Here is an 18,143-nt window from a genome sequence, read left to right on the forward strand (position 1 = left end):
TCGAACACCAAAAGACAGCAGAGAAGGAACGAAGGCGATGCGCGACATCATGGGAATGATGGGCAAGGTCAAGGAAATGCAGTCCAAGATGGAAAAGATGCAGGCAGAAATGTCTGACATCCATGCAGAAGGCAAGTCGGGCGGCGGTCTCGTCACCGTCACCCTGAACGGCAAGGGCGAGATGATCTCGCTGAAGATCGACCCGTCTCTGTTCAAGGAAGACGATGTCGAAATCCTCGAAGACCTCGTCGTCGCAGCCCACACCGATGCCAAGGGCAAGGCCGAAGCCATCGTCGCCGAAAAGACCAGGGAACTGACCGCCGGCCTGCCGATCCCTCCCGGCTTCAAGATGCCTTTCTGAGACCTGAGATCGATCGCAGCCTGGATCTCACCGGAGGACGGTCGCGCCATGCGCGGCCGTCGAGCGTTTCGACGGCGAGCCTCAGGCCTGCGCTTCGATCTTCTCGCGAAACTGCTTGTGCAGCGGCGTCGACAGATAGCGCTCCCGGTCCTTGGGCGACAGCTTGCGGCCGAATGTCTTCATCATCTCCGGCATCGTCACCCGCTCGCCTTCGAACGGCCGGTATTCGACACCGGTACCGGAAGACAGCGACGCCGGCTTCAGTACGCGGCAGTAGATGCCCGGCAGACCGGCATTCATGTAGCGCTTGACGAACTTCGGGTCGCCCATCTTGGCCGCGAAGGTGGCGCAGGGGATGCGCGGCGATGTCACCTCGAGCACGAGATCGCCCGCCACGAACCGGTCGCCAACGGCAACACTGGCATTGTCGAGCCCGTCGATGACCACATTCTCGCCGAACAGGCCGGGCGGAACCGGTTGCCCAAGTTCGCGTGCCCACCAGTCGAGCGTCAGCGAGCCCTCGACGTATACCGCCTGGCAGGGACCTCCATGATGCTTGCGATTGCAGACGGCGTCGCCGATCAGTCCGTTTTCATCGATCATGACCGCGCCGGAAACCGGATGCTTGTTGATGCCGGTCTTGTAGCTCTTGCCGGGCAGTTTTTCGGCATTGCCGGTGCAGACGGCGAGAATTTTCATGGGATGCTGTCTCCTGACGCGATTCCGTTTCTCTAGCATATGGTCTAAGAACGCCCCATGGCAAAACGAGTCACCGGTCCCGAAATTGAAAAACTGATCCAGTTGCTGGCCAAGGTGCCCGGCCTCGGGCCGCGTTCAGCGCGCCGCGCGGCGCTGCATCTGATCAAGAAAAAAGACCAGTTGCTCGGCCCCCTCTCGGTGGCCATGGGCGAGGCCCACGACAAGGTCAAGATCTGCTCGCACTGCGGCAACGTCGACACCGTCGACCCCTGCACGGTGTGCACAGACGACCGCCGGGACCAGGCCGTCATCATCGTCGTCGAGGATGTCGCCGACCTCTGGGCGCTGGAGCGGGCAGCAGCGATGAACACCGCATACCACGTACTCGGCGGCACGCTGTCGCCGCTCGACGGCGTCGGACCGGACGACCTCAACATCCGTGGCCTTGTCGCACGCGTCGCCGAAGGCGGCATCCGCGAGATCATCATTGCGGTCAACGCCACCGTCGAGGGCCAGACGACGGCACACTACATTACCGACCAACTCGCCGGCCTCGACGTCAGGATCACCCGTTTGGCCCACGGCGTCCCCGTTGGCGGCGAACTGGATTATCTCGACGAAGGCACCCTGACGGCGGCATTGAGGGCGAGGACGCTGATATGAACGAGAGATCGACGATGCGGATGATGGATATGACATCGCCCCCCTCCACCCTCCCTCATTCCTGTGCTCGTCACAGGAATCCAGCCATGGCGCGTCTGCGCCATGAGAAAACTCTGCGTCATGGAAAGTGTTTCTCGCCCAAGGACTTGGGCGACTGGATTCCTGTGACGAGCACAGGAATGAGGGAAATCGGGTCCCTCATCATTCTCGTCCTCCTCACACTCCTCCCGCTACCCGCCTTGGCAGCGCCCTCGAAGGCCGATGTCGAAGCGCAGTTCCAGGCCTGGGTCAAAACCGAGATCTATCCGGAAGCGCGCAAGGCCGGCGTCTCGGAAAAGACGCTGAACGCCGCCTTTGCCGGTGTCCAGTTGAACTGGAACCTGCCCGATCTTGCGCCGCCCGGCTTCCCGCCGGTGAAGCAGCGGCCGCAGAGCCAGGCAGAATTCTCGTCACCGGCACCCTATTTCAATAATGACCGGCTGCAACGATTGGCCGTCACCGGTCGCGGCTTCGCCTCGCAGTATTCTTCGACGCTGAAGCGGATCGAGAAAACCTATGGCGTGCCCGGCTCGATCGTGCTTGCCATCTGGGGCCGCGAGACCGGCTTCGGCGCCGCTACCATGAAGAACTCGGCGATTGCCATCCTTGCGACCGACGCCTTCATGTCGACCCGCAAGGAGATGTTCCGCACCGAGCTGATCACTGCCCTCGGCATTCTCGAGCATGGCGACATCGGCCCAGACCAGTTCAAGGGCTCCTATGCCGGTGCGCTCGGACAGCCGCAGTTCATGCCGTCGAGCTATCTGAAATATGCAGTCGATTTCGACGGCGACGGTCATCGCAACATCTGGACGTCAGTGCCGGACACTCTGGCATCGATTGCCAACTACCTGGTCCAGAAGGGCTGGCAGCGCGGCCGTGGCTGGGGTTACGAGGCGACGATACCGGCCGCTGTTTCCTGCGCCCAGGAAGGCCCGGATCTCGCCAAGCCGATTGGAAAATGGGCGGCGGACGGCATCACGCGCGTCAATGGCAGCGGCTTTCCGGCCAGTGAATTGAAAGCATCCGGCATGATGCTGGTGCCGGCCGGCCGCGACGGCCCGGCCTTTATCGTCACGCCCAATTTCTATGTCATAAAAGAGTATAACAACTCTGATCTCTATGCGCTCTATATCGGCAATCTCGCCGACCGCATCGCCGACAATACCGGCGCCTTCAAGGGACCATGGGGCGATGTCGGCAAGATGTTGCGCTCGGATGTCGCCGCAATGCAGAAGGCGCTGCAGCACAAGGGCTACGATGTCGGCGGTACGGACGGCTTGCCGGGCTATAAGACACGGCGCTCGATCGGCCAGTGGCAGGCAAAGAACGGCGAGCGGCCCACCTGCTACCCGGAGGCAAGAATGATGGGTGTGCTTAAATAGTCGCTGGCGATTGCAGACCTTGCAATTTGGTAAAAACCTGGCTATATCGCATTCAAATTCTTGATCGTCTGATGAAGGGTGGGCCGCGAGGACCCGCTCTTTTTTATTAGCTCGAGCATGGAATGCCAAATTTTCCAGGAGCGCATGCTTGTCGGACCTGACACACGCCGAAGACCCCAACGAACCCCGCCTGATCGTCGAAACCGGTCTGGACCAGCGCGTCGCCGCCATCATCGAACCGGTGATTGTTGACCTCGGCTACCGCCTCGTGCGCGTCCGGCTGATGAACCAGAACGGCGCGACGCTGCAGATCATGGCCGAGCGTCCTGACGGCACCATGACCGTCCAGGATTGCGAGGCGGTATCGCAAGCCGTTTCACCGGCTTTGGATGTGGATGATCCGATCGATAAGGCGTATCATCTCGAAGTGTCGTCGCCGGGCATCGATCGCCCGATGGTGCGCAAGTCGGATTTCAGTCGCTGGCAGGGCAACCTCGTCAAGTGCGAGACCTCGATCCTGGTCGATAACCGCAAGCGTTTCCGCGGCAAGATCATCGCCGTGGATGCCGATGGATTTACCATCGAACGTGACCAGCCGGCCTACGGCGAAGATCCGAAGGTCGTTATTCCGTTCACGACGCTAGCCGAAGCGAAGCTTATTCTGACTGACGATCTCATTCGTGACGCGCTGAAGGCCGACAAGCTGGCCAAGGCAGCGAACCAGAACGAACAAGAAGAAGACGAAGATACTTCACCGATAGACTAACCGCCCACGGGACGGGAACCCGGGCAGGAAGACGGAGAAATTAAAATGGCAGTCAGTGCGAACCGCCTGGAACTTCTGCAGATCGCAGACGCCGTGGCGCGCGAAAAGGTCATCGATCGCGAGATCGTTCTTGCCGCAATGGCAGACGCGATCCAGAAGGCTGCGCGCTCCCGTTACGGTTCGGAATCGAACATCCGCGCGGACATCAACCCGAAGACCGGTGAAATCCGTCTGCAGCGTCTGCTCGAAGTGGTCGAAGTAGCGGAAGACTATGCGATCCAGATTCCGTTGGAACTGGCCCGCGACCGCAACCCCGACGCTGCCCTTGGCGACTTCATCGCCGATCCGCTGCCACCGATGGATTTCGGCCGCATCGCCGCCCAGTCTGCCAAGCAGGTCATCGTCCAGAAGGTCCGCGAAGCCGAGCGTGATCGTCAGTACGACGAGTTCAAGGAACGCGTCGGCGAAATCATCAACGGCACCGTCAAGCGCGTCGAATACGGCAACGTCATCGTCGACCTCGGTCGTGGCGAAGGCATCATCCGTCGCGACGAGATGATTCCGCGCGAAAACTTCCGCTACGGCGACCGCGTCCGCGCCTTTGTCTACGACGTCCGCCGCGAACAGCGCGGTCCGCAGATCTTCCTGTCGCGTACCCATCCGCAGTTCATGGTGAAGCTCTTCACCATGGAAGTGCCTGAAATCTACGACGGCATCATCCAGGTGAAGTCGGTTGCCCGCGACCCGGGCTCGCGCGCCAAGATCGCCGTCATCTCGAACGATTCGTCGATCGATCCTGTCGGCGCCTGCGTCGGTATGCGCGGTTCGCGCGTCCAGGCTGTTGTCGCCGAACTGCAGGGCGAGAAGATCGACATCATTCCGTGGAGCCAGGAGCCGGCGACTTTCGTCGTCAACGCCCTACAGCCTGCAGAAGTCACCAAGGTCGTGCTCGACGAAGATGCAGAGCGCATCGAAGTCGTCGTGCCGGACGAACAGCTGTCGCTGGCCATCGGCCGTCGCGGCCAGAACGTCCGCCTCGCTTCGCAGCTGACCGGCTGGGACATCGACATCATGACGGAAGCCGAGGAATCGGAACGCCGCCAGAAGGAATTCAACGAACGCACCACCCTGTTCATGGATGCGCTCGACGTCGACGAGATGGTCGGCCAGGTCCTTGCCTCCGAAGGCTTTGCCCAGGTCGAGGAACTCGCATTCGTCGATCTCGAGGAAATTGCCTCGATCGACGGTTTCGACGAGGAAACCGCCCAGGAAATCCAGCAGCGTGCACGCGAATTCATCGAGCGTAACGAAGCCGAGATGGACGAGAAGCGTAAGGCGCTCGGCGTTGCCGACGAATTGCTGCAGATCAACGGCATGACCGCCCAGATGATGGTGGCGCTCGGCGAAGACGGCATCAAGACGCTGGAAGACTTTGCGGGCTGCGCCTCCGACGACCTGATCGGTTGGACCGAACGCAAGAACGGCGAGACCAAGAAGTTCGAGGGCCTGTTCTCCAAGCTGGAGGTTTCGCGCGTCGAGGCCGAACAGATGGTCATCCAGGCACGTCTGGCCGTCGGCTGGATCACCGAAGACGAAGCAACTGTGCAGCTTGCAGAGGTGGCGGAAGCCGAACCTGAGGCTGAGCCCGATGCCGAGCAGGGAGCATGACCGCGGCACTCCAACAGGATGTTGCGCTTGACGACGACGATGTACCGACCGAGGAAAAAAACGGTCGCATGTGCATCGTCACCCGCGAGAGCGGTGATTTGGACGACCTGATCCGGTTCGTCGCCGCGCCAGACGGCACGGTGGTACCGGATCTGAAACGGCAATTGCCGGGACGCGGATGCTGGGTCAAGCTCGACCGGGCAACAGTCGACAAGGCGGTGGCAAAGAAGCTTTTTGCCCGCGCCCTGAAGGCGGATGTGAAGGCCGCCGAGGATCTCGGCGAAACTGTCGAGCGGCTGCTGAAGATGCAGCTTGCCGGCATGATGCATATGGCCCGCAAGGCGAGCCAGTTTATCAATGGCTCGTCGAAGGTCGACGGGGCAATCAGATCAGGCGGCGCAATTGCCGTCTACCACGCCGCGGACGCAGCCGATGACGGCGTCCGGAAAATCGACCAGGCCCGCAAGGCCTGGCATCTCGGAATGGAAACCGAGCAGGAAATACCATCTTCCCGTCCGTTCACGACGGCGGAAATGGACGAACTGATGGGCCAGAACGCTTTTATCCACGCCTGCGCGCTTGCAGGGCAGGCGGGTGAAGGTGTAGTGAAACGCGCAAACCTGCTCGAACGGTACCGCAACGGCGGTCAGTCCCGGGCAACGGGCGCCGCTGGCCAGCTAAAACAATGACGCGGACATCGGTGAACGCCGGACGCATCGTTAAGGTACATCGAATTAAAGACAGGGTCTGATGGTAGTCATCCGCCCTGTTTGAAGGAACAGGACCGGAATGACTGACAACAACGACGAAAAGACGCTGAGCGCATCGGGTAAGAAGACCCTCACACTGAAACCTTCAGGCGTGAACCAGGGCACCGTGCGTCAGGATATGGGTCGGGGTCGCACCAAAGCGGTCGTGGTCGAGACTCGCAAGCGCCGCCCTCTACGCCCGGAAGACGACAAGCAGGTGATCACGCCGGTCACGGCCCCAGCGCCTGCCGCTGCTGCACGCGTCGAGGCTGCACCGCAGCCTGCGGCCCGTCCGGCTCAGCCGCAGATCCAGACCCGCGTCAACCAGCCGAGCGGCATTGCTCCGCGTGCCCAGCCGGCAGCGCCGGCCTACCAGGCGCGTCCGCAGCAGGATCGCCCGTCGCGCCCGGTCGTGCTCAACCACCTTTCGCCAGACGAGATGGATGCCCGCCGCCGCGCGCTTGCCGATGCGCAGGCCCGTGACGCTGCAGACGCCATCCGCCGCGCCGAGGAAGACGCCCGCCGCAAGATCGAAGACGAAAAGCGTCGCATCGAGGAAGAGGCTGAAGCCGTTCGCCGCGCTGCAGATCTCGCTGCACGCGGTCCGGAAATCGCAGCTGCCGAAGCCGCCGCAGAAGCAGCGGCCGAGGAAGCAGCCCGTATCGAGGCTGCAAAGCCTCAGCCGGTCGCAGCTCCGCTCGTTCGCCGTGCAGATGCCGGCGCTCCGGCCGCACGCCCCGCCGTTGGCGACGTTGCCGGCCGCCGCAAGCCTCTTGGCGAGGAAGAAGAAAACCGTGGACCGCCGCGCACTGCCGTCATTCGCGGCAAGGTCGTTCGCGTCGAGCCGCCGAAGACACCGGCTCGTCCGAAGACCGAAGAAGAGCGCCGCCGTGGCAAGCTGACCGTCACGACAGCCAATGTCGACGACGACGGCACGGGTCGCGGTCGTTCGCTTTCGGCCATGCGTCGCCGCCAGGAGAAATTCCGCCGCGGCCAGATGCAGGAGACCCGTGAAAAGGTCCTGCGCGAAGTCATCCTGCCGGAAACCATCACAATCCAGGAACTCGCACAGCGTATGTCCGAGCGCGCCGTCGATGTTATCAAGTTCCTGATGAAGGAAGGCCAGATGATGAAGCCGGGCGACGTCATCGACGCCGATCTGGCTGAACTGATTGCGGTCGAATTCGGCCATACGGTCAAGCGCGTATCGGAATCCGACGTCGAACTGGGCCTGTTCAATGGCTCGCAGGAAGACGAAGAGCTGGTCTCGCGTCCTCCGGTTGTCACCATCATGGGCCACGTCGACCACGGCAAGACCTCGCTGCTCGATGCCATCCGCAAGACCAGCGTCGTCTCCGGCGAAGCTGGCGGCATCACCCAGCATATCGGTGCCTATCAGGTCGAGCAGAACGGCCAGAAGATCACCTTCATCGACACCCCGGGCCACGCCGCGTTCACCGCCATGCGTGCCCGTGGTGCGCAGGCTACCGACATCGCCATCCTTGTGGTCGCGGCCGACGACAGCGTCATGCCGCAGACGATCGAATCCATCGCCCATGCAAAGGCTGCCGGCGTGCCGATCATCGTCGCCATCAACAAGGTCGACAAGCACGAAGCCGATCCGCAGAAGGTCCGTAACCAGCTGCTGCAGCATGATGTGTTCGTGGAAACCATGGGCGGTGAAGTGCTGGACGTCGAAGTCTCGGCCAAGACCGGCCTGAATCTCGACAAGCTGCTCGAAGCCGTGCTGCTGCAGTCGGAAATTCTCGACCTCAAGTCCAACCCGTCGCGTCCTGCCGAAGGTACGGTCATCGAAGCCCAGCTCGACCGCGGTCGTGGCCCGGTTGCGACTGTTCTCGTCCAGAAGGGCACGCTGCGTCCCGGCCAGATCATCGTTGCCGGCGATCAGTGGGGCCGCGTTCGCGCGCTGGTCAACGACAAGGGCGAGCAGGTCAAGGAAGCCGGTCCCGCCACGCCGGTCGAGGTTCTCGGCCTCTCCGGTACGCCGTCTGCCGGTGATCGCTTCGCGATCGTCGATAGCGAAAGCCGGGCCCGCGAGATTTCCGAATATCGCCAGCGCCTCACCCGCGACAAGGCCGCTGCCCGTCAGTCCGGTCAGCGCGGCTCGCTGGAACAGATGATGACGTTGCTTCAGAACAACGTTCTCAAGGAATTCCCGCTGGTCATCAAGGGCGACGTGCAGGGCTCGATCGAAGCCATCAACGGCGCGCTCGACAAGCTCGGCACCGACGAAGTGCGTGCTCGCATCGTCCATTCGGGCGCCGGTGCCATCACCGAATCGGATGTCTCGCTGGCGGAAGCCTCGGGCGCCGCGATCATCGGCTTCAACGTCCGCGCCAATGCACAGGCCCGTGCGTTCGCCGAACGCGAAGGCATCGAGATCCGCTACTACAGCATCATCTACGATCTCGTCGACGACGTGAAGCAGGCGATGTCCGGTCTTCTTTCGCCGGAACGCCGCGAAACCTTCATCGGCAACGCCGAGATCCTCGAAGTCTTCAACATCACGAAGACAGGCAAAGTGGCCGGTTGCCGCGTTACCGAAGGCAAGGTCGAGCGTGGAGCAGGCGTCCGCCTTATCCGCGACAACGTCGTTGTCCACGAAGGCAAGCTCAAGACACTCAAGCGCTTCAAGGACGAAGTCTCCGACGTGCCGATGGGCCAGGAGTGCGGCATGGCCTTCGAGAACTACGAAGACATGCGTGCCGGCGACGTCATCGAATGCTTCCGCGTCGAACACATCACGCGTACGCTCTGATCGCTCGCGCATTATTGCCAAGATATCCAAACCGCCGGTGCAAACCGGCGGTTTTTTGTTGAATTCGGCTGACGAACAGTCGAATGCTGCGCGACGTTATCCTCAAGGCTTCTCATATGCTTACATCACCGCTGTCGCAGGACGACCGTTTCAGCCTGTCCTACATCCGCCAGCCCGGTGAGGAAGCCCATGTCATCAGCGAGGCCATCGGGCGGTTCGGCCATCCACTGACCCCGCGCGCCAGCATCAACGGCTGGTACCTTATGGTCGGCGTCCTCGGTGGGGCAGCGCTCAGCCTTTTTCTCAATATCTACCGCAGCCTCATCCTGCTTCCCTCGTTCGGGCCGACGCCGCTGATCGATGTGTTCAACCTGATGCTCATCTGCTCGGTCCCCTGCCTTGCCGTCTGCGTGCTGATGATGCTTTCGCTCCGGCGCGAGGCCTACCTTCAGCGGAGCGCAAGAGCGAGCCGCATCCTTCCGGATGCCACCGTGATGGTCAGCGTCTCGCCGGAGGGTATCGCCTGGGAACGGCCCGGCGCCACGACGACCTTGGCCTGGACAATGATTTCCGCCATCGAGGAACGGCATGGCCGTATCGAGTTCGACAGCGAGGCGACGGTCCACTACATCCCGGCCCATGCCTTCCATAACCGGCAGGAACAGGACGCGGTTCTGGCTCGCATTCGCAACCTCTGGCAGCCGCCCGCCCCAGCAAAGCCTTGACCTTTTCAGCATATCAGGGCATGTGAGCCGCTTTATCGCGTCCCTTTGGACGCCGCTGATGGAAACACCATGACCAGACCCACTACCTCCGCGCCCTCGCAGCGCATGCTTCGCGTTGGCGAACAGGTCCGAGGCGCCATAACGCAGGTGCTGCAGCGCGGCGAAGTCCGCGAGCCGGTCCTCGAAAAGACCGTGCTTGCCATCTCGGAAGTGCGCATGTCGCCGGACCTGAAGGTTGCCACCGCTTACGTTTCGCCGCTCGGCGTCGCCGACCACGATACGATCATCGATCTGCTCAACAAGCACGCCAAATATATACGCGGCCGTGTCGGCCCGCTGCTTCGCCAGCTGAAATACATGCCGGAACTCCGCTTCAAGGACGACACTAGCTTTGATAACTACAAGAAGATCGACGATCTCCTGAAGTCGCCGGAAGTCCAGCGCGATCTCGGCCCCGATACCGACGACACCCAATCATAGTAGAGACCGATGTCCAGACCCAGAAAACCAAAGGGCCGCCCGGTTTCCGGCTGGCTTATCCTCGACAAGCCGATCGATTTCGGCTCGACCGAGGCTGTCTCGAAGATCAAATGGCTGTTCAACGCCCAGAAGGCCGGCCACGCCGGTACCTTGGATCCGCTGGCCTCGGGCATGCTGCCGATCGCGCTCGGCGATGCGACCAAGACAGTTCCCTACGTCATGGACGGCCGCAAGATCTATGAATTCACCGTCACATGGGGTGAAGAGCGCGCCACCGACGACCTCGAGGGCGAAGTCACGCAGAGCTCGGACAAACGCCCCTCCGAGGAGGACATACGCGCACTTCTGCCGAACTACACCGGCGTCATCAACCAGATCCCGCCGCAGTTTTCGGCCATCAAGATCGCCGGCGAGCGCGCCTACGATCTCGCTCGCGAAGGCGAAACCGTCGACATCCCGTCCCGCGAAGTCGAGATCTTCCGCCTGACGCTGCTCGCCTGCCCCGATGCCTCCACGGCGCATTTCGAAGTCGAATGCGGCAAGGGCACCTACGTCCGGGCGCTCGCCCGCGACTTCGGCCGCGACCTAGGCTGCTACGGCCACGTCTCCGGCCTGCGCCGCACGTTCGTCGCGCCATTTGGCGAAGAGACCATGGTACCTCTTGCGGAGTTGGTGGCGCTGGAAGCCATCGAGGATATGGAAGAGCGCCTCGCCGCCCTCGACGCGCTGGTCATCGACACCGCAGAAGCCCTGTCGTCCCTCCCGCATCTCGCCATCACCGACGAACAGGCCCACCGCCTCAAGATGGGCAACCCCATCCTCGTCCGCGGTCGCGATGCACCGGTCGCCGAGAGCGAAGCCTATGCCACGGCGCGAGGCAAGCTCATTGCCATCGGCGAGATCGGCGAAGGCGAGTTTCGGCCGAAGCGGGTGTTTGTCTGAGGGCCCCCGTCTTCGCTTTATAAAGCATTTTGTTACTGGTCAGACAAATTCGACTTTATGCACAATGATATAAAATTCATTTGCGCCTCCTGCGTGAACCCTTTCGCGAGTATGCTAGACTGCGCAACTCGTGGAAGGAATTGCGGTGTCCAGATGTTTATATTGCGATAAAGAAAAGACCGATAGCGAGTTTTCGCTCGAACACATTTGGCCCAGCGCGTTGGGAGGAGCTTTACTCCCCCCAATATTTAAGACGAGATCAGTTTGCGTAAAATGCAATAATTCTTGTGGTCTGTTCGTTGACGGTGGCTTCGTTAAAAGTTGGTTCCTTCAGGCAGAAGCATCAATCAACGCTCACGAATTCCTTGATCCCGGCAAGCCATCTCCAGCGCCATTTGTTTATTTTGGTGAAGAACCTGGAATGCATATTTCGGATGACGAGGTTTGCGACCGCTGGGGAGGGTTAGCTGGGGATAGAGTTTACCACTTTCATAAGCGCGATGACGAAAAGTGGTTTGGCATAGTTGGCGGCGACATTATTAAACGTAAGAAGCTAGATCCAGGTAGAGCATATATCGCTTTTGGTTCGGCGAACGAATATTGGTTCACCTGCGCTGCTCTAAGCTTTAGGGCGCAGTTTGAAAAGGCAAAACGATGCGTCCTCAACGGGAAGCCTGCTTCTGATATAGATGCGCGAATAGCGTCGATATTCTTTCCGCAACGTGACCCAAACGATAAACAGCAACTGCTGGATCTGAAAGCCCTTGACGCTTCCTTGCATGGCTGTAGCGCGTCCACAACCGTTTCAATAAAACTTGGTTTCGACACCCGCTTCCTATGCAAAATTGCGTTAGGTATCGGATTTAATATTCTAGGCGAGCCTTTTAAAGATCGCGCATACGCCGGTGAACTTCGAAAGGGGCTTTGGTCGAAAACTCCGGACGAACGTAAAGGTCTGCGAATCCAAGGCTCCGGATTTCTGGGCGGCGGGCAATTGACCATCCCAGATGAAGTTAAGCAATTTATGTCCATAAGAGGAACATGGTCACTATGCATATGGCGGCACGACGCAAAGCTTGCAGTACATATTCATTCGCCGCGTCGAAATCATATGAGCATAGTTATTGAAGAAAATTGTGATGGATACGATCAAAGCATAATAAACGAATACAAAGACGGGGTCTTTTACTTCGTTTCCCCTTACAGAAGCATGGTAGTGGGCCCATTGTGCCTTGCCCAAATTCTTGCTCATAAACTTGGAGAGGTGGAGGCGACGGAACTGACAAAAATCGAGCAGCCAATTACCAAGCTTGAAGAACTTCCTCCGAAGCGCTAGAAATTTTGTCTCTAGCTACTCACTTGACCGATGGTCCCTAAAATTCCTCAGCAACGCTCAAGCGAGATCCTTTATACGACGGCACGCCAGAACAGAGACTCTAGGCATAGCCACCCCACACCTCCCCCTCTTCCCTTCCCGCCTCAATTAGTCTATAGGCACCGGCAGCACTGGGCTCGCCCATTTGCTTTCGCGGCCAAAGCTGGACGACATCTCGGCTTTTGGCGACTTCTTCCTCCTCATCGAAAGGACCATCCGATGTCGATTACTGCTGAGCGCAAGGCCGCTCTCATCAAGGAATACGCAACTGTCGAAGGCGACACAGGTTCGCCTGAAGTACAGGTTGCTATCCTGACCGAACGGATCAACAATCTGACCGGCCATTTCAAGGACCACAAGAAGGATAACCATTCCCGCCGTGGTCTGCTGACGATGGTTTCGAGCCGCCGCTCGCTGCTCGACTATCTGAAGAAGAAGGACGCATCCCGCTACAGCAAGCTGATTGCTGCCCTCGGTATCCGTCGGTAACAATTTTGCGGCGGGCGTTCCTGACGGGACGCCCGCCGGACTTTTATGACCGGGTCGCACCGACCCACATCCCGATGCCTGACCGCGCCACGATATGATCCGCGCAACAGGCAAGAGGCGGCGAACCGGATGGGCCGGCTTCGCCAAGACATAAACCGTTGACCTGTCATGGGGCAGGATTGCCGGACGCTTTCGCCAGGACCCTTGGTCCAGGCCGTCTTCGAGGTCCAGGACCTGAAGCCGCAATGCCGGACACGATCGTCTCCGTCCACCGCCTGAAGGCGAAACGGAAACGCCGGAAAAAGCCTCCCGCTGTCTTGCCCGTGACCTGTCACACAATGCGGTCGACGATGCGCCTTGCCCGAACCGGCGGTGGCGCGTTTTCCCGCATCAGGCAAGGATAGAATATGTTCGACGTACACACCGTGGAAATCGAGTGGGCAGGACGCCCGCTGAAACTCGAAACCGGCAAGATCGCCCGTCAGGCTGACGGCGCGGTTCTCGCCACCTACGGCGAGACCGTGGTTCTGGCCACCGTCGTTTCGGCCAAGTCGCCGAAGCCGGGCCAGGATTTCTTCCCGCTGACCGTCAACTACCAGGAAAAGACCTACGCAGCCGGCAAGATCCCGGGCGGCTATTTCAAGCGCGAAGGCCGTCCGAGCGAGAAGGAAACGCTGGTTTCCCGCCTCATCGACCGCCCGATTCGCCCGCTTTTCCCGGCTGGCTACAAAAACGACACGCAGGTCGTCGTGACCGTTGTCCAGCACGACCTTGAAAACGATCCCGACATCCTCGCCATGGTTGCTACCTCGGCTGCCCTGACCCTCTCCGGCGTTCCCTTCATGGGCCCGATCGGCGGCGCGCGCGTCGGCTACATCAATGGCGAATACGTCCTCAACCCGCATCTCGACGAGATGGACGAATCGGTTCTCGACCTCGTCGTTGCCGGCACGCAGGACGCCGTCCTGATGGTTGAATCGGAAGCCAAGGAACTCTCCGAAGAAATCATGCTCGGCGCCGTCATGTTCGGCCACCGTGGTTTCCAGCCGGTCATCGACGCGATCATCAAGCTCGCTGAAGTTGCCGCCAAGGAAGCCCGTGACTTCCAGGCGGAAGATCATTCCGAACTCGAAGCCGAAATGCTGAAGCACTTCGAAGCCGAGCTTCGCGACGGCTACAAGATCACCCAGAAGGCCGACCGCTACGCAGCCGTCGACGCCGTCAAGGCCAAGGTCAAGGCTCACTACTTCCCTGAGGGCGTTGAGCCGAAGTATTCCGCCGAAGTCATCGGCGCCGTCTTCAAGCACCTGCAGGCGAAGATCGTTCGCTGGAACATCCTCGACACCAAGAGCCGCATCGACGGCCGCGATCTGTCGACCGTTCGTCCGATCGTCTCGGAAGTCGGCCTGCTGCCGCGTACCCACGGTTCTGCCCTGTTCACCCGCGGCGAAACCCAGGCGATCGTCGTTGCCACGCTCGGCACCGGTGAAGACGAGCAGTATGTCGATAGTCTGACCGGCATGTACAAGGAACGCTTCCTTCTGCATTACAACTTCCCTCCCTACTCGGTTGGCGAAACCGGCCGCATGGGCTCCCCGGGCCGCCGCGAAATCGGCCATGGCAAGCTCGCATGGCGCGCCATTCGTCCGATGCTGCCAACACCTGAGCAGTTCCCCTACACGCTGCGCGTAGTCTCCGAGATCACCGAGTCCAACGGCTCGTCCTCGATGGCTACCGTCTGCGGCACCTCGCTCGCGCTGATGGATGCCGGCGTTCCGCTCGGCCGCCCGGTTGCCGGTATCGCCATGGGCCTGATCAAGGAAGAGGACCGCTTTGCAGTTCTCTCCGACATCCTCGGCGACGAAGATCATCTCGGCGACATGGACTTCAAGGTTGCCGGCACGGAAGGCGGCATCACCGCCCTTCAGATGGACATCAAGATCGAAGGCATCACTGAAGAGATCATGAACGTCGCGCTGAACCAGGCGAAGGACGGTCGTCTTCACATCCTCAACGAGATGTCCAACGCCATTTCCGAAGGCCGTGGCCAGCTGGGCGAATTCGCTCCGCGCATCGAGATCATGAACATCCCGGTCGACAAGATCCGTGAAGTCATCGGCTCCGGCGGCAAGGTCATCCGCGAAATCGTTGAAAAGACAGGCGCCAAGATCAACATCGAAGACGATGGCACGATCAAGATCGCATCCTCGTCCGGCAAGGAAATCGAAGCAGCCCGCAAGTGGATCCACTCGATCGTTGCCGAGCCTGAGATCAACCAGATCTACGAAGGCACGGTCGTCAAGACAGCCGACTTCGGCGCTTTCGTCAACTTCTTCGGCGCACGCGACGGCCTGGTGCACATCTCCCAGCTCGCAGGCGACCGCGTTGCCAAGACGACTGACGTCGTCAAGGAAGGCCAGAAGGTCTGGGTCAAGCTGCTCGGCTTCGACGAACGCGGCAAGGTTCGCCTTTCCATGAAGGTCGTCGACCAGGCCACCGGCCAGGAAATCGTCGGCGAAAAGAAGGATGCCGCAGCCGAATAAGCTGCGCCTTCGCTTGCATCTCCGGGGCGCGGGACAAGTTCCGCGCCCCTTTTCTATCCGCCTTTGACACGAGATAAGCCATGAGCCGCGACGCCCTGAAGACCCTGTTCCATCCCTTTGCTTCCGCCACCGTGGCTGCACCCAGTGAAGGTGAACGCATCCTGTTTCTCGGCGCCGAGGCCGGCTTCGCGCTGCCGCCCGAGTTCAAGGCGAGCCTGACCGCGGTGCAGGGTTTTCGCCCTCTCTATCGCCAGCTGCAGGCAAGCCGCATAGAGGCGACGCCTGAGATCGAGGGAACGGACTATGACGGCGCGCTGGTTCTCTGCACCAAGCACAAGGGCGAGAACGAGGCCAACATCGCCGAGGCGCTCGCACGGGTGAAACTCGGCGGCCTGATCGTCGTCGCCGGCGGCAAGGAAGACGGCATCGCCTCGTTGCGCAAGCGCGTCGAAGGCCTTGGTCTTACCATCGACCATATGCCGAAATATCACGGCGTGGCCTTCTGGTTCGGACGCCCCGAAGACACGGCGCCGATGCTGGCCAAGCTTCAGAAGCCGGCAATCCGCGTTGACGGCCGTTTCACGACGGCACCGGGCATGTTCTCCCACGAGCGCATCGACGCCGGCTCCGAACTGCTCGCCTCACGCCTGCCGGCCGACTTTACCGGCGACGTCGCCGACTTCGGTGCCGGATGGGGTTACCTCGCCGTCGAGATGGGTACGCGCTCGCCTAAACTGGGGCGCATCGACCTCTACGAGGCAGATCACGCCGCACTGGAAGCCGCCAAGCACAATCTCGCTTCCAACATCCCGAACATCGCAGCGCGCTTCTTCTGGCACGACCTGGCTGGCGAATCCGTGCGCGACAAATACGATCTCGTCATCATGAACCCGCCTTTTCACGAAGGGCATGCCGCCGATCCGTTGCTGGGCCAGGCACTCATCAAGACGGCAGCCGGAGCGATCCGCAGTGGTGGCAGGCTGTTGCTCGTGGCAAACCGTGGCCTGCCCTATGAGCCGGTGCTGGCGGGCCTGTTCAAGAATAGCGGTGAAACTTGCCGCAATGCTCGGTTTAAAGTTTTGTGGGCAAGTAAATAGGTTTGTCCACTACCGGACAATCCGGCATTCATAATAAACTAATTAAGAATAAGCTCGACAGGGCGACGTGGAAGGGCTTATCTTCTGGCGACTGATATTTAACATCCAACGCCAGAAGCTCAATGTCTAAGCAAACGGTCAACGATGAACTGACCACTGTCGCCGGTGTGGGCTCTGCAATAGCTCTTCACGCGCAGAGCTATGGCTTCGACATTGTACCGATTTGCCATGCCCTCGATATTGATCCGGACGACCTGCAAAGCCTGACAGCGCGGATCAGCCTCGACCGCATGTGCCGTTTGTTGGAAGCCTGCGCATTGATGGCTGACGACGAAGCCTTCGGACTGAAATGTGCCGCCGGTTTTACGCTCGGCTCGAGCGGTCCGTTCGGCTACGGCATGATGACCGCGCCCACCGTTCGCGATTTCCTGGATTTTCTCGTCGATCATCTGGCATTTGCGTCGCAGGTTAGAGACTGCAGTCTCCAGAAGTCAGACAACGGCTCGGTCCTTTCCTGGAATTTCTCCCCATTGGTTTCGAAACGGGATCAGTATGTCGATCTGATCGTCGGCCTGCATCTACGCCATCTGGGCTGTCTGGTCGGTAAGGATATCGACCGCGTTGGCGTTGGGCTGCAACGGCAGAGACCGCGTCATCCGGCCTTCTTTCGACAGTACATGACCCGCCATCTGTCGTTTGGCATGCCCGTCAACAGCTTGCACGTGCCGGCCAGCCTTCTCGACCGTCGCAACCCCCGTGGCGACCCTACCCTCTTCAAGCTGATGAATATCCAGATCCGGACCCTGCAGGCGGATGAGGTGACCGAGGAGGAGTTTGTCGAGCAGGTACGCCGCTACATCCGGCGACGGATCGCCGAGGCGACGCTCTCGCTTGATCTGATCGCAGCCTACTTCGGCTTGTCGGAGCGCACGTTCCAGCGGAGACTGGCAGAGTTCGGAACGACGCTCAACGATCTCCGCGATGACGAGCGGCGGCGGCTGTGCCTCGCCTTGCTGCGCGACGGCAACCTTTCCATTACCACCATTTCCTATCGACTGGGATATTCGGCGCCCAGCGCTTTCACGCGGTCGGTCTATCGCTGGTTCGGCGCTTCGCCCAAGACTTTGCGCAACGTCAATGCCGAAGAAAGCAGCAGACTGCAGGAATCGCGGGGAGATGACCTTGACGCGCCTACACAAATCAGGAAGATTTCATGACGTCGTCTTGATAGGCGACTACAGCCATGAACTGTTGCGCAGAAAGATAAATTTCTGGCGCCCGTCGTTAACGACAGATGAGCCTCTCCATAGTATTCAGCGCTTTCAGCCAGTCATTATCGCGTCGGTCGCCTTGGGCGTAGCGCCGGTAAAAGATCTTGCGCCC

The 18,143-nt window shown here is 60.2% G+C and carries 16 protein-coding genes; 15 read left to right on the plus strand and 1 reads right to left on the minus strand.

Translation table 11 applies throughout. The features are described from left to right. The first annotated feature begins 37 nt into the window (after positions 1-37). Entirely contained in the window at positions 38-361 is a 324-nt protein-coding gene (locus tag EQW76_RS23015) for a YbaB/EbfC family nucleoid-associated protein (RefSeq protein ID WP_111220873.1), read from the plus strand. Between the two features lie 81 nt (positions 362-442). Here the strand turns inward: EQW76_RS23015 and EQW76_RS23020 are convergent, their stop codons facing one another. Continuing rightward, on the minus strand, positions 443-1,060 hold the full coding sequence (locus tag EQW76_RS23020) for an MOSC domain-containing protein (protein WP_142831503.1): 618 nt from the start codon (positions 1,058-1,060) through the stop codon (positions 443-445). Between the two features lie 57 nt (positions 1,061-1,117). On the opposite strand from EQW76_RS23020, the gene recR reads away from it, so the two are divergent. The 14 genes from recR to EQW76_RS23090 all read left to right on the plus strand — a co-directional run bounded on the left by recR (position 1,118) and on the right by EQW76_RS23090 (position 17,977). Further along, positions 1,118-1,723 carry a recombination mediator RecR gene (gene recR / locus EQW76_RS23025; RefSeq protein ID WP_111220871.1) on the plus strand — a complete coding sequence of 202 codons (606 nt, stop codon included), beginning with the start codon at positions 1,118-1,120 and terminating at the stop codon, positions 1,721-1,723. Positions 1,724-1,902: 179 nt separating this feature from the next. Then, complete coding sequence (locus EQW76_RS23030) at positions 1,903-3,147, plus strand: lytic murein transglycosylase (protein WP_142831504.1); 1,245 nt, start codon at positions 1,903-1,905, stop codon at positions 3,145-3,147. A gap of 148 nt (positions 3,148-3,295) precedes the next feature. Further along, positions 3,296-3,913, plus strand: a complete 618-nt coding sequence (gene rimP, locus EQW76_RS23035) for a ribosome maturation factor RimP (RefSeq protein WP_143123263.1) — start codon at positions 3,296-3,298, stop codon at positions 3,911-3,913. A 45-nt stretch (positions 3,914-3,958) separates the two neighbouring features. Then, positions 3,959-5,581 (plus strand): transcription termination factor NusA, encoded by a 1,623-nt coding sequence (gene nusA, locus EQW76_RS23040; RefSeq protein ID WP_142831506.1) that lies wholly within the window; start codon positions 3,959-3,961, stop codon positions 5,579-5,581. After that, entirely contained in the window at positions 5,578-6,270 is a 693-nt protein-coding gene (locus EQW76_RS23045; protein WP_142831507.1) for an RNA-binding protein, read from the plus strand. The genes nusA and EQW76_RS23045 overlap by 4 nt, the downstream gene beginning before the upstream one ends. Before the next feature lie 100 nt (positions 6,271-6,370). Further along, complete coding sequence (infB, locus tag EQW76_RS23050) at positions 6,371-9,109, plus strand: translation initiation factor IF-2 (RefSeq protein ID WP_142831508.1); 2,739 nt, start codon at positions 6,371-6,373, stop codon at positions 9,107-9,109. Between the two features lie 83 nt (positions 9,110-9,192). Continuing rightward, positions 9,193-9,834 (plus strand): YcxB family protein, encoded by a 642-nt coding sequence (locus tag EQW76_RS23055; RefSeq protein ID WP_142831509.1) that lies wholly within the window; start codon positions 9,193-9,195, stop codon positions 9,832-9,834. A 69-nt stretch (positions 9,835-9,903) separates the two neighbouring features. Further along, complete coding sequence (rbfA, locus tag EQW76_RS23060) at positions 9,904-10,314, plus strand: 30S ribosome-binding factor RbfA (RefSeq protein WP_142831510.1); 411 nt, start codon at positions 9,904-9,906, stop codon at positions 10,312-10,314. A 9-nt stretch (positions 10,315-10,323) separates the two neighbouring features. Next, positions 10,324-11,256 carry a tRNA pseudouridine(55) synthase TruB gene (truB, locus tag EQW76_RS23065; protein ID WP_142831511.1) on the plus strand — a complete coding sequence of 311 codons (933 nt, stop codon included), beginning with the start codon at positions 10,324-10,326 and terminating at the stop codon, positions 11,254-11,256. Between the two features lie 145 nt (positions 11,257-11,401). Further along, positions 11,402-12,592 carry an HNH endonuclease gene (locus tag EQW76_RS23070; RefSeq protein ID WP_161990995.1) on the plus strand — a complete coding sequence of 397 codons (1,191 nt, stop codon included), beginning with the start codon at positions 11,402-11,404 and terminating at the stop codon, positions 12,590-12,592. 258 nt (positions 12,593-12,850) lie between these two features. Then, on the plus strand, positions 12,851-13,120 hold the full coding sequence (rpsO, locus tag EQW76_RS23075) for a 30S ribosomal protein S15 (RefSeq protein ID WP_142831513.1): 270 nt from the start codon (positions 12,851-12,853) through the stop codon (positions 13,118-13,120). Between the two features lie 407 nt (positions 13,121-13,527). Next, positions 13,528-15,663, plus strand: a complete 2,136-nt coding sequence (gene pnp, locus EQW76_RS23080; RefSeq protein WP_142831514.1) for a polyribonucleotide nucleotidyltransferase — start codon at positions 13,528-13,530, stop codon at positions 15,661-15,663. An 80-nt stretch (positions 15,664-15,743) separates the two neighbouring features. Beyond that, entirely contained in the window at positions 15,744-16,760 is a 1,017-nt protein-coding gene (locus EQW76_RS23085) for a class I SAM-dependent methyltransferase (protein ID WP_142831515.1), read from the plus strand. A 122-nt stretch (positions 16,761-16,882) separates the two neighbouring features. Beyond that, positions 16,883-17,977: an AraC family transcriptional regulator gene (locus EQW76_RS23090; protein WP_142831516.1), complete on the plus strand. Its 1,095-nt coding sequence runs from the start codon at positions 16,883-16,885 to the stop codon at positions 17,975-17,977. The last annotated feature ends 166 nt before the right edge of the window (positions 17,978-18,143 follow it).

The organism is Rhizobium sp. rho-13.1 (assembly GCF_007000305.1).
In the GTDB taxonomy this organism is placed as follows: Bacteria; Pseudomonadota; Alphaproteobacteria; order Rhizobiales; family Rhizobiaceae; genus Rhizobium; species Rhizobium rhododendri.

What these genes read in the sequence shown, in the direction of transcription:
- EQW76_RS23015 (WP_111220873.1), top strand. Translation starts at nt 38, where the DNA reads ATGCGCGACATCATGGGAATGATGGGCAAGGTCAAGGAAATGCAGTCC.
- EQW76_RS23020 (WP_142831503.1), bottom strand. Translation starts at nt 1,060, where the DNA reads ATGAAAATTCTCGCCGTCTGCACCGGCAATGCCGAAAAACTGCCCGGC.
- recR (WP_111220871.1), top strand. Translation starts at nt 1,118, where the DNA reads ATGGCAAAACGAGTCACCGGTCCCGAAATTGAAAAACTGATCCAGTTG.
- EQW76_RS23030 (WP_142831504.1), top strand. Translation starts at nt 1,903, where the DNA reads ATGAGGGAAATCGGGTCCCTCATCATTCTCGTCCTCCTCACACTCCTC.
- nusA (WP_142831506.1), top strand. Translation starts at nt 3,959, where the DNA reads ATGGCAGTCAGTGCGAACCGCCTGGAACTTCTGCAGATCGCAGACGCC.
- EQW76_RS23045 (WP_142831507.1), top strand. Translation starts at nt 5,578, where the DNA reads ATGACCGCGGCACTCCAACAGGATGTTGCGCTTGACGACGACGATGTA.
- infB (WP_142831508.1), top strand. Translation starts at nt 6,371, where the DNA reads ATGACTGACAACAACGACGAAAAGACGCTGAGCGCATCGGGTAAGAAG.
- EQW76_RS23055 (WP_142831509.1), top strand. Translation starts at nt 9,193, where the DNA reads ATGCTGCGCGACGTTATCCTCAAGGCTTCTCATATGCTTACATCACCG.
- rbfA (WP_142831510.1), top strand. Translation starts at nt 9,904, where the DNA reads ATGACCAGACCCACTACCTCCGCGCCCTCGCAGCGCATGCTTCGCGTT.
- truB (WP_142831511.1), top strand. Translation starts at nt 10,324, where the DNA reads ATGTCCAGACCCAGAAAACCAAAGGGCCGCCCGGTTTCCGGCTGGCTT.
- rpsO (WP_142831513.1), top strand. Translation starts at nt 12,851, where the DNA reads ATGTCGATTACTGCTGAGCGCAAGGCCGCTCTCATCAAGGAATACGCA.
- pnp (WP_142831514.1), top strand. Translation starts at nt 13,528, where the DNA reads ATGTTCGACGTACACACCGTGGAAATCGAGTGGGCAGGACGCCCGCTG.
- EQW76_RS23085 (WP_142831515.1), top strand. Translation starts at nt 15,744, where the DNA reads ATGAGCCGCGACGCCCTGAAGACCCTGTTCCATCCCTTTGCTTCCGCC.
- EQW76_RS23090 (WP_142831516.1), top strand. Translation starts at nt 16,883, where the DNA reads ATGTCTAAGCAAACGGTCAACGATGAACTGACCACTGTCGCCGGTGTG.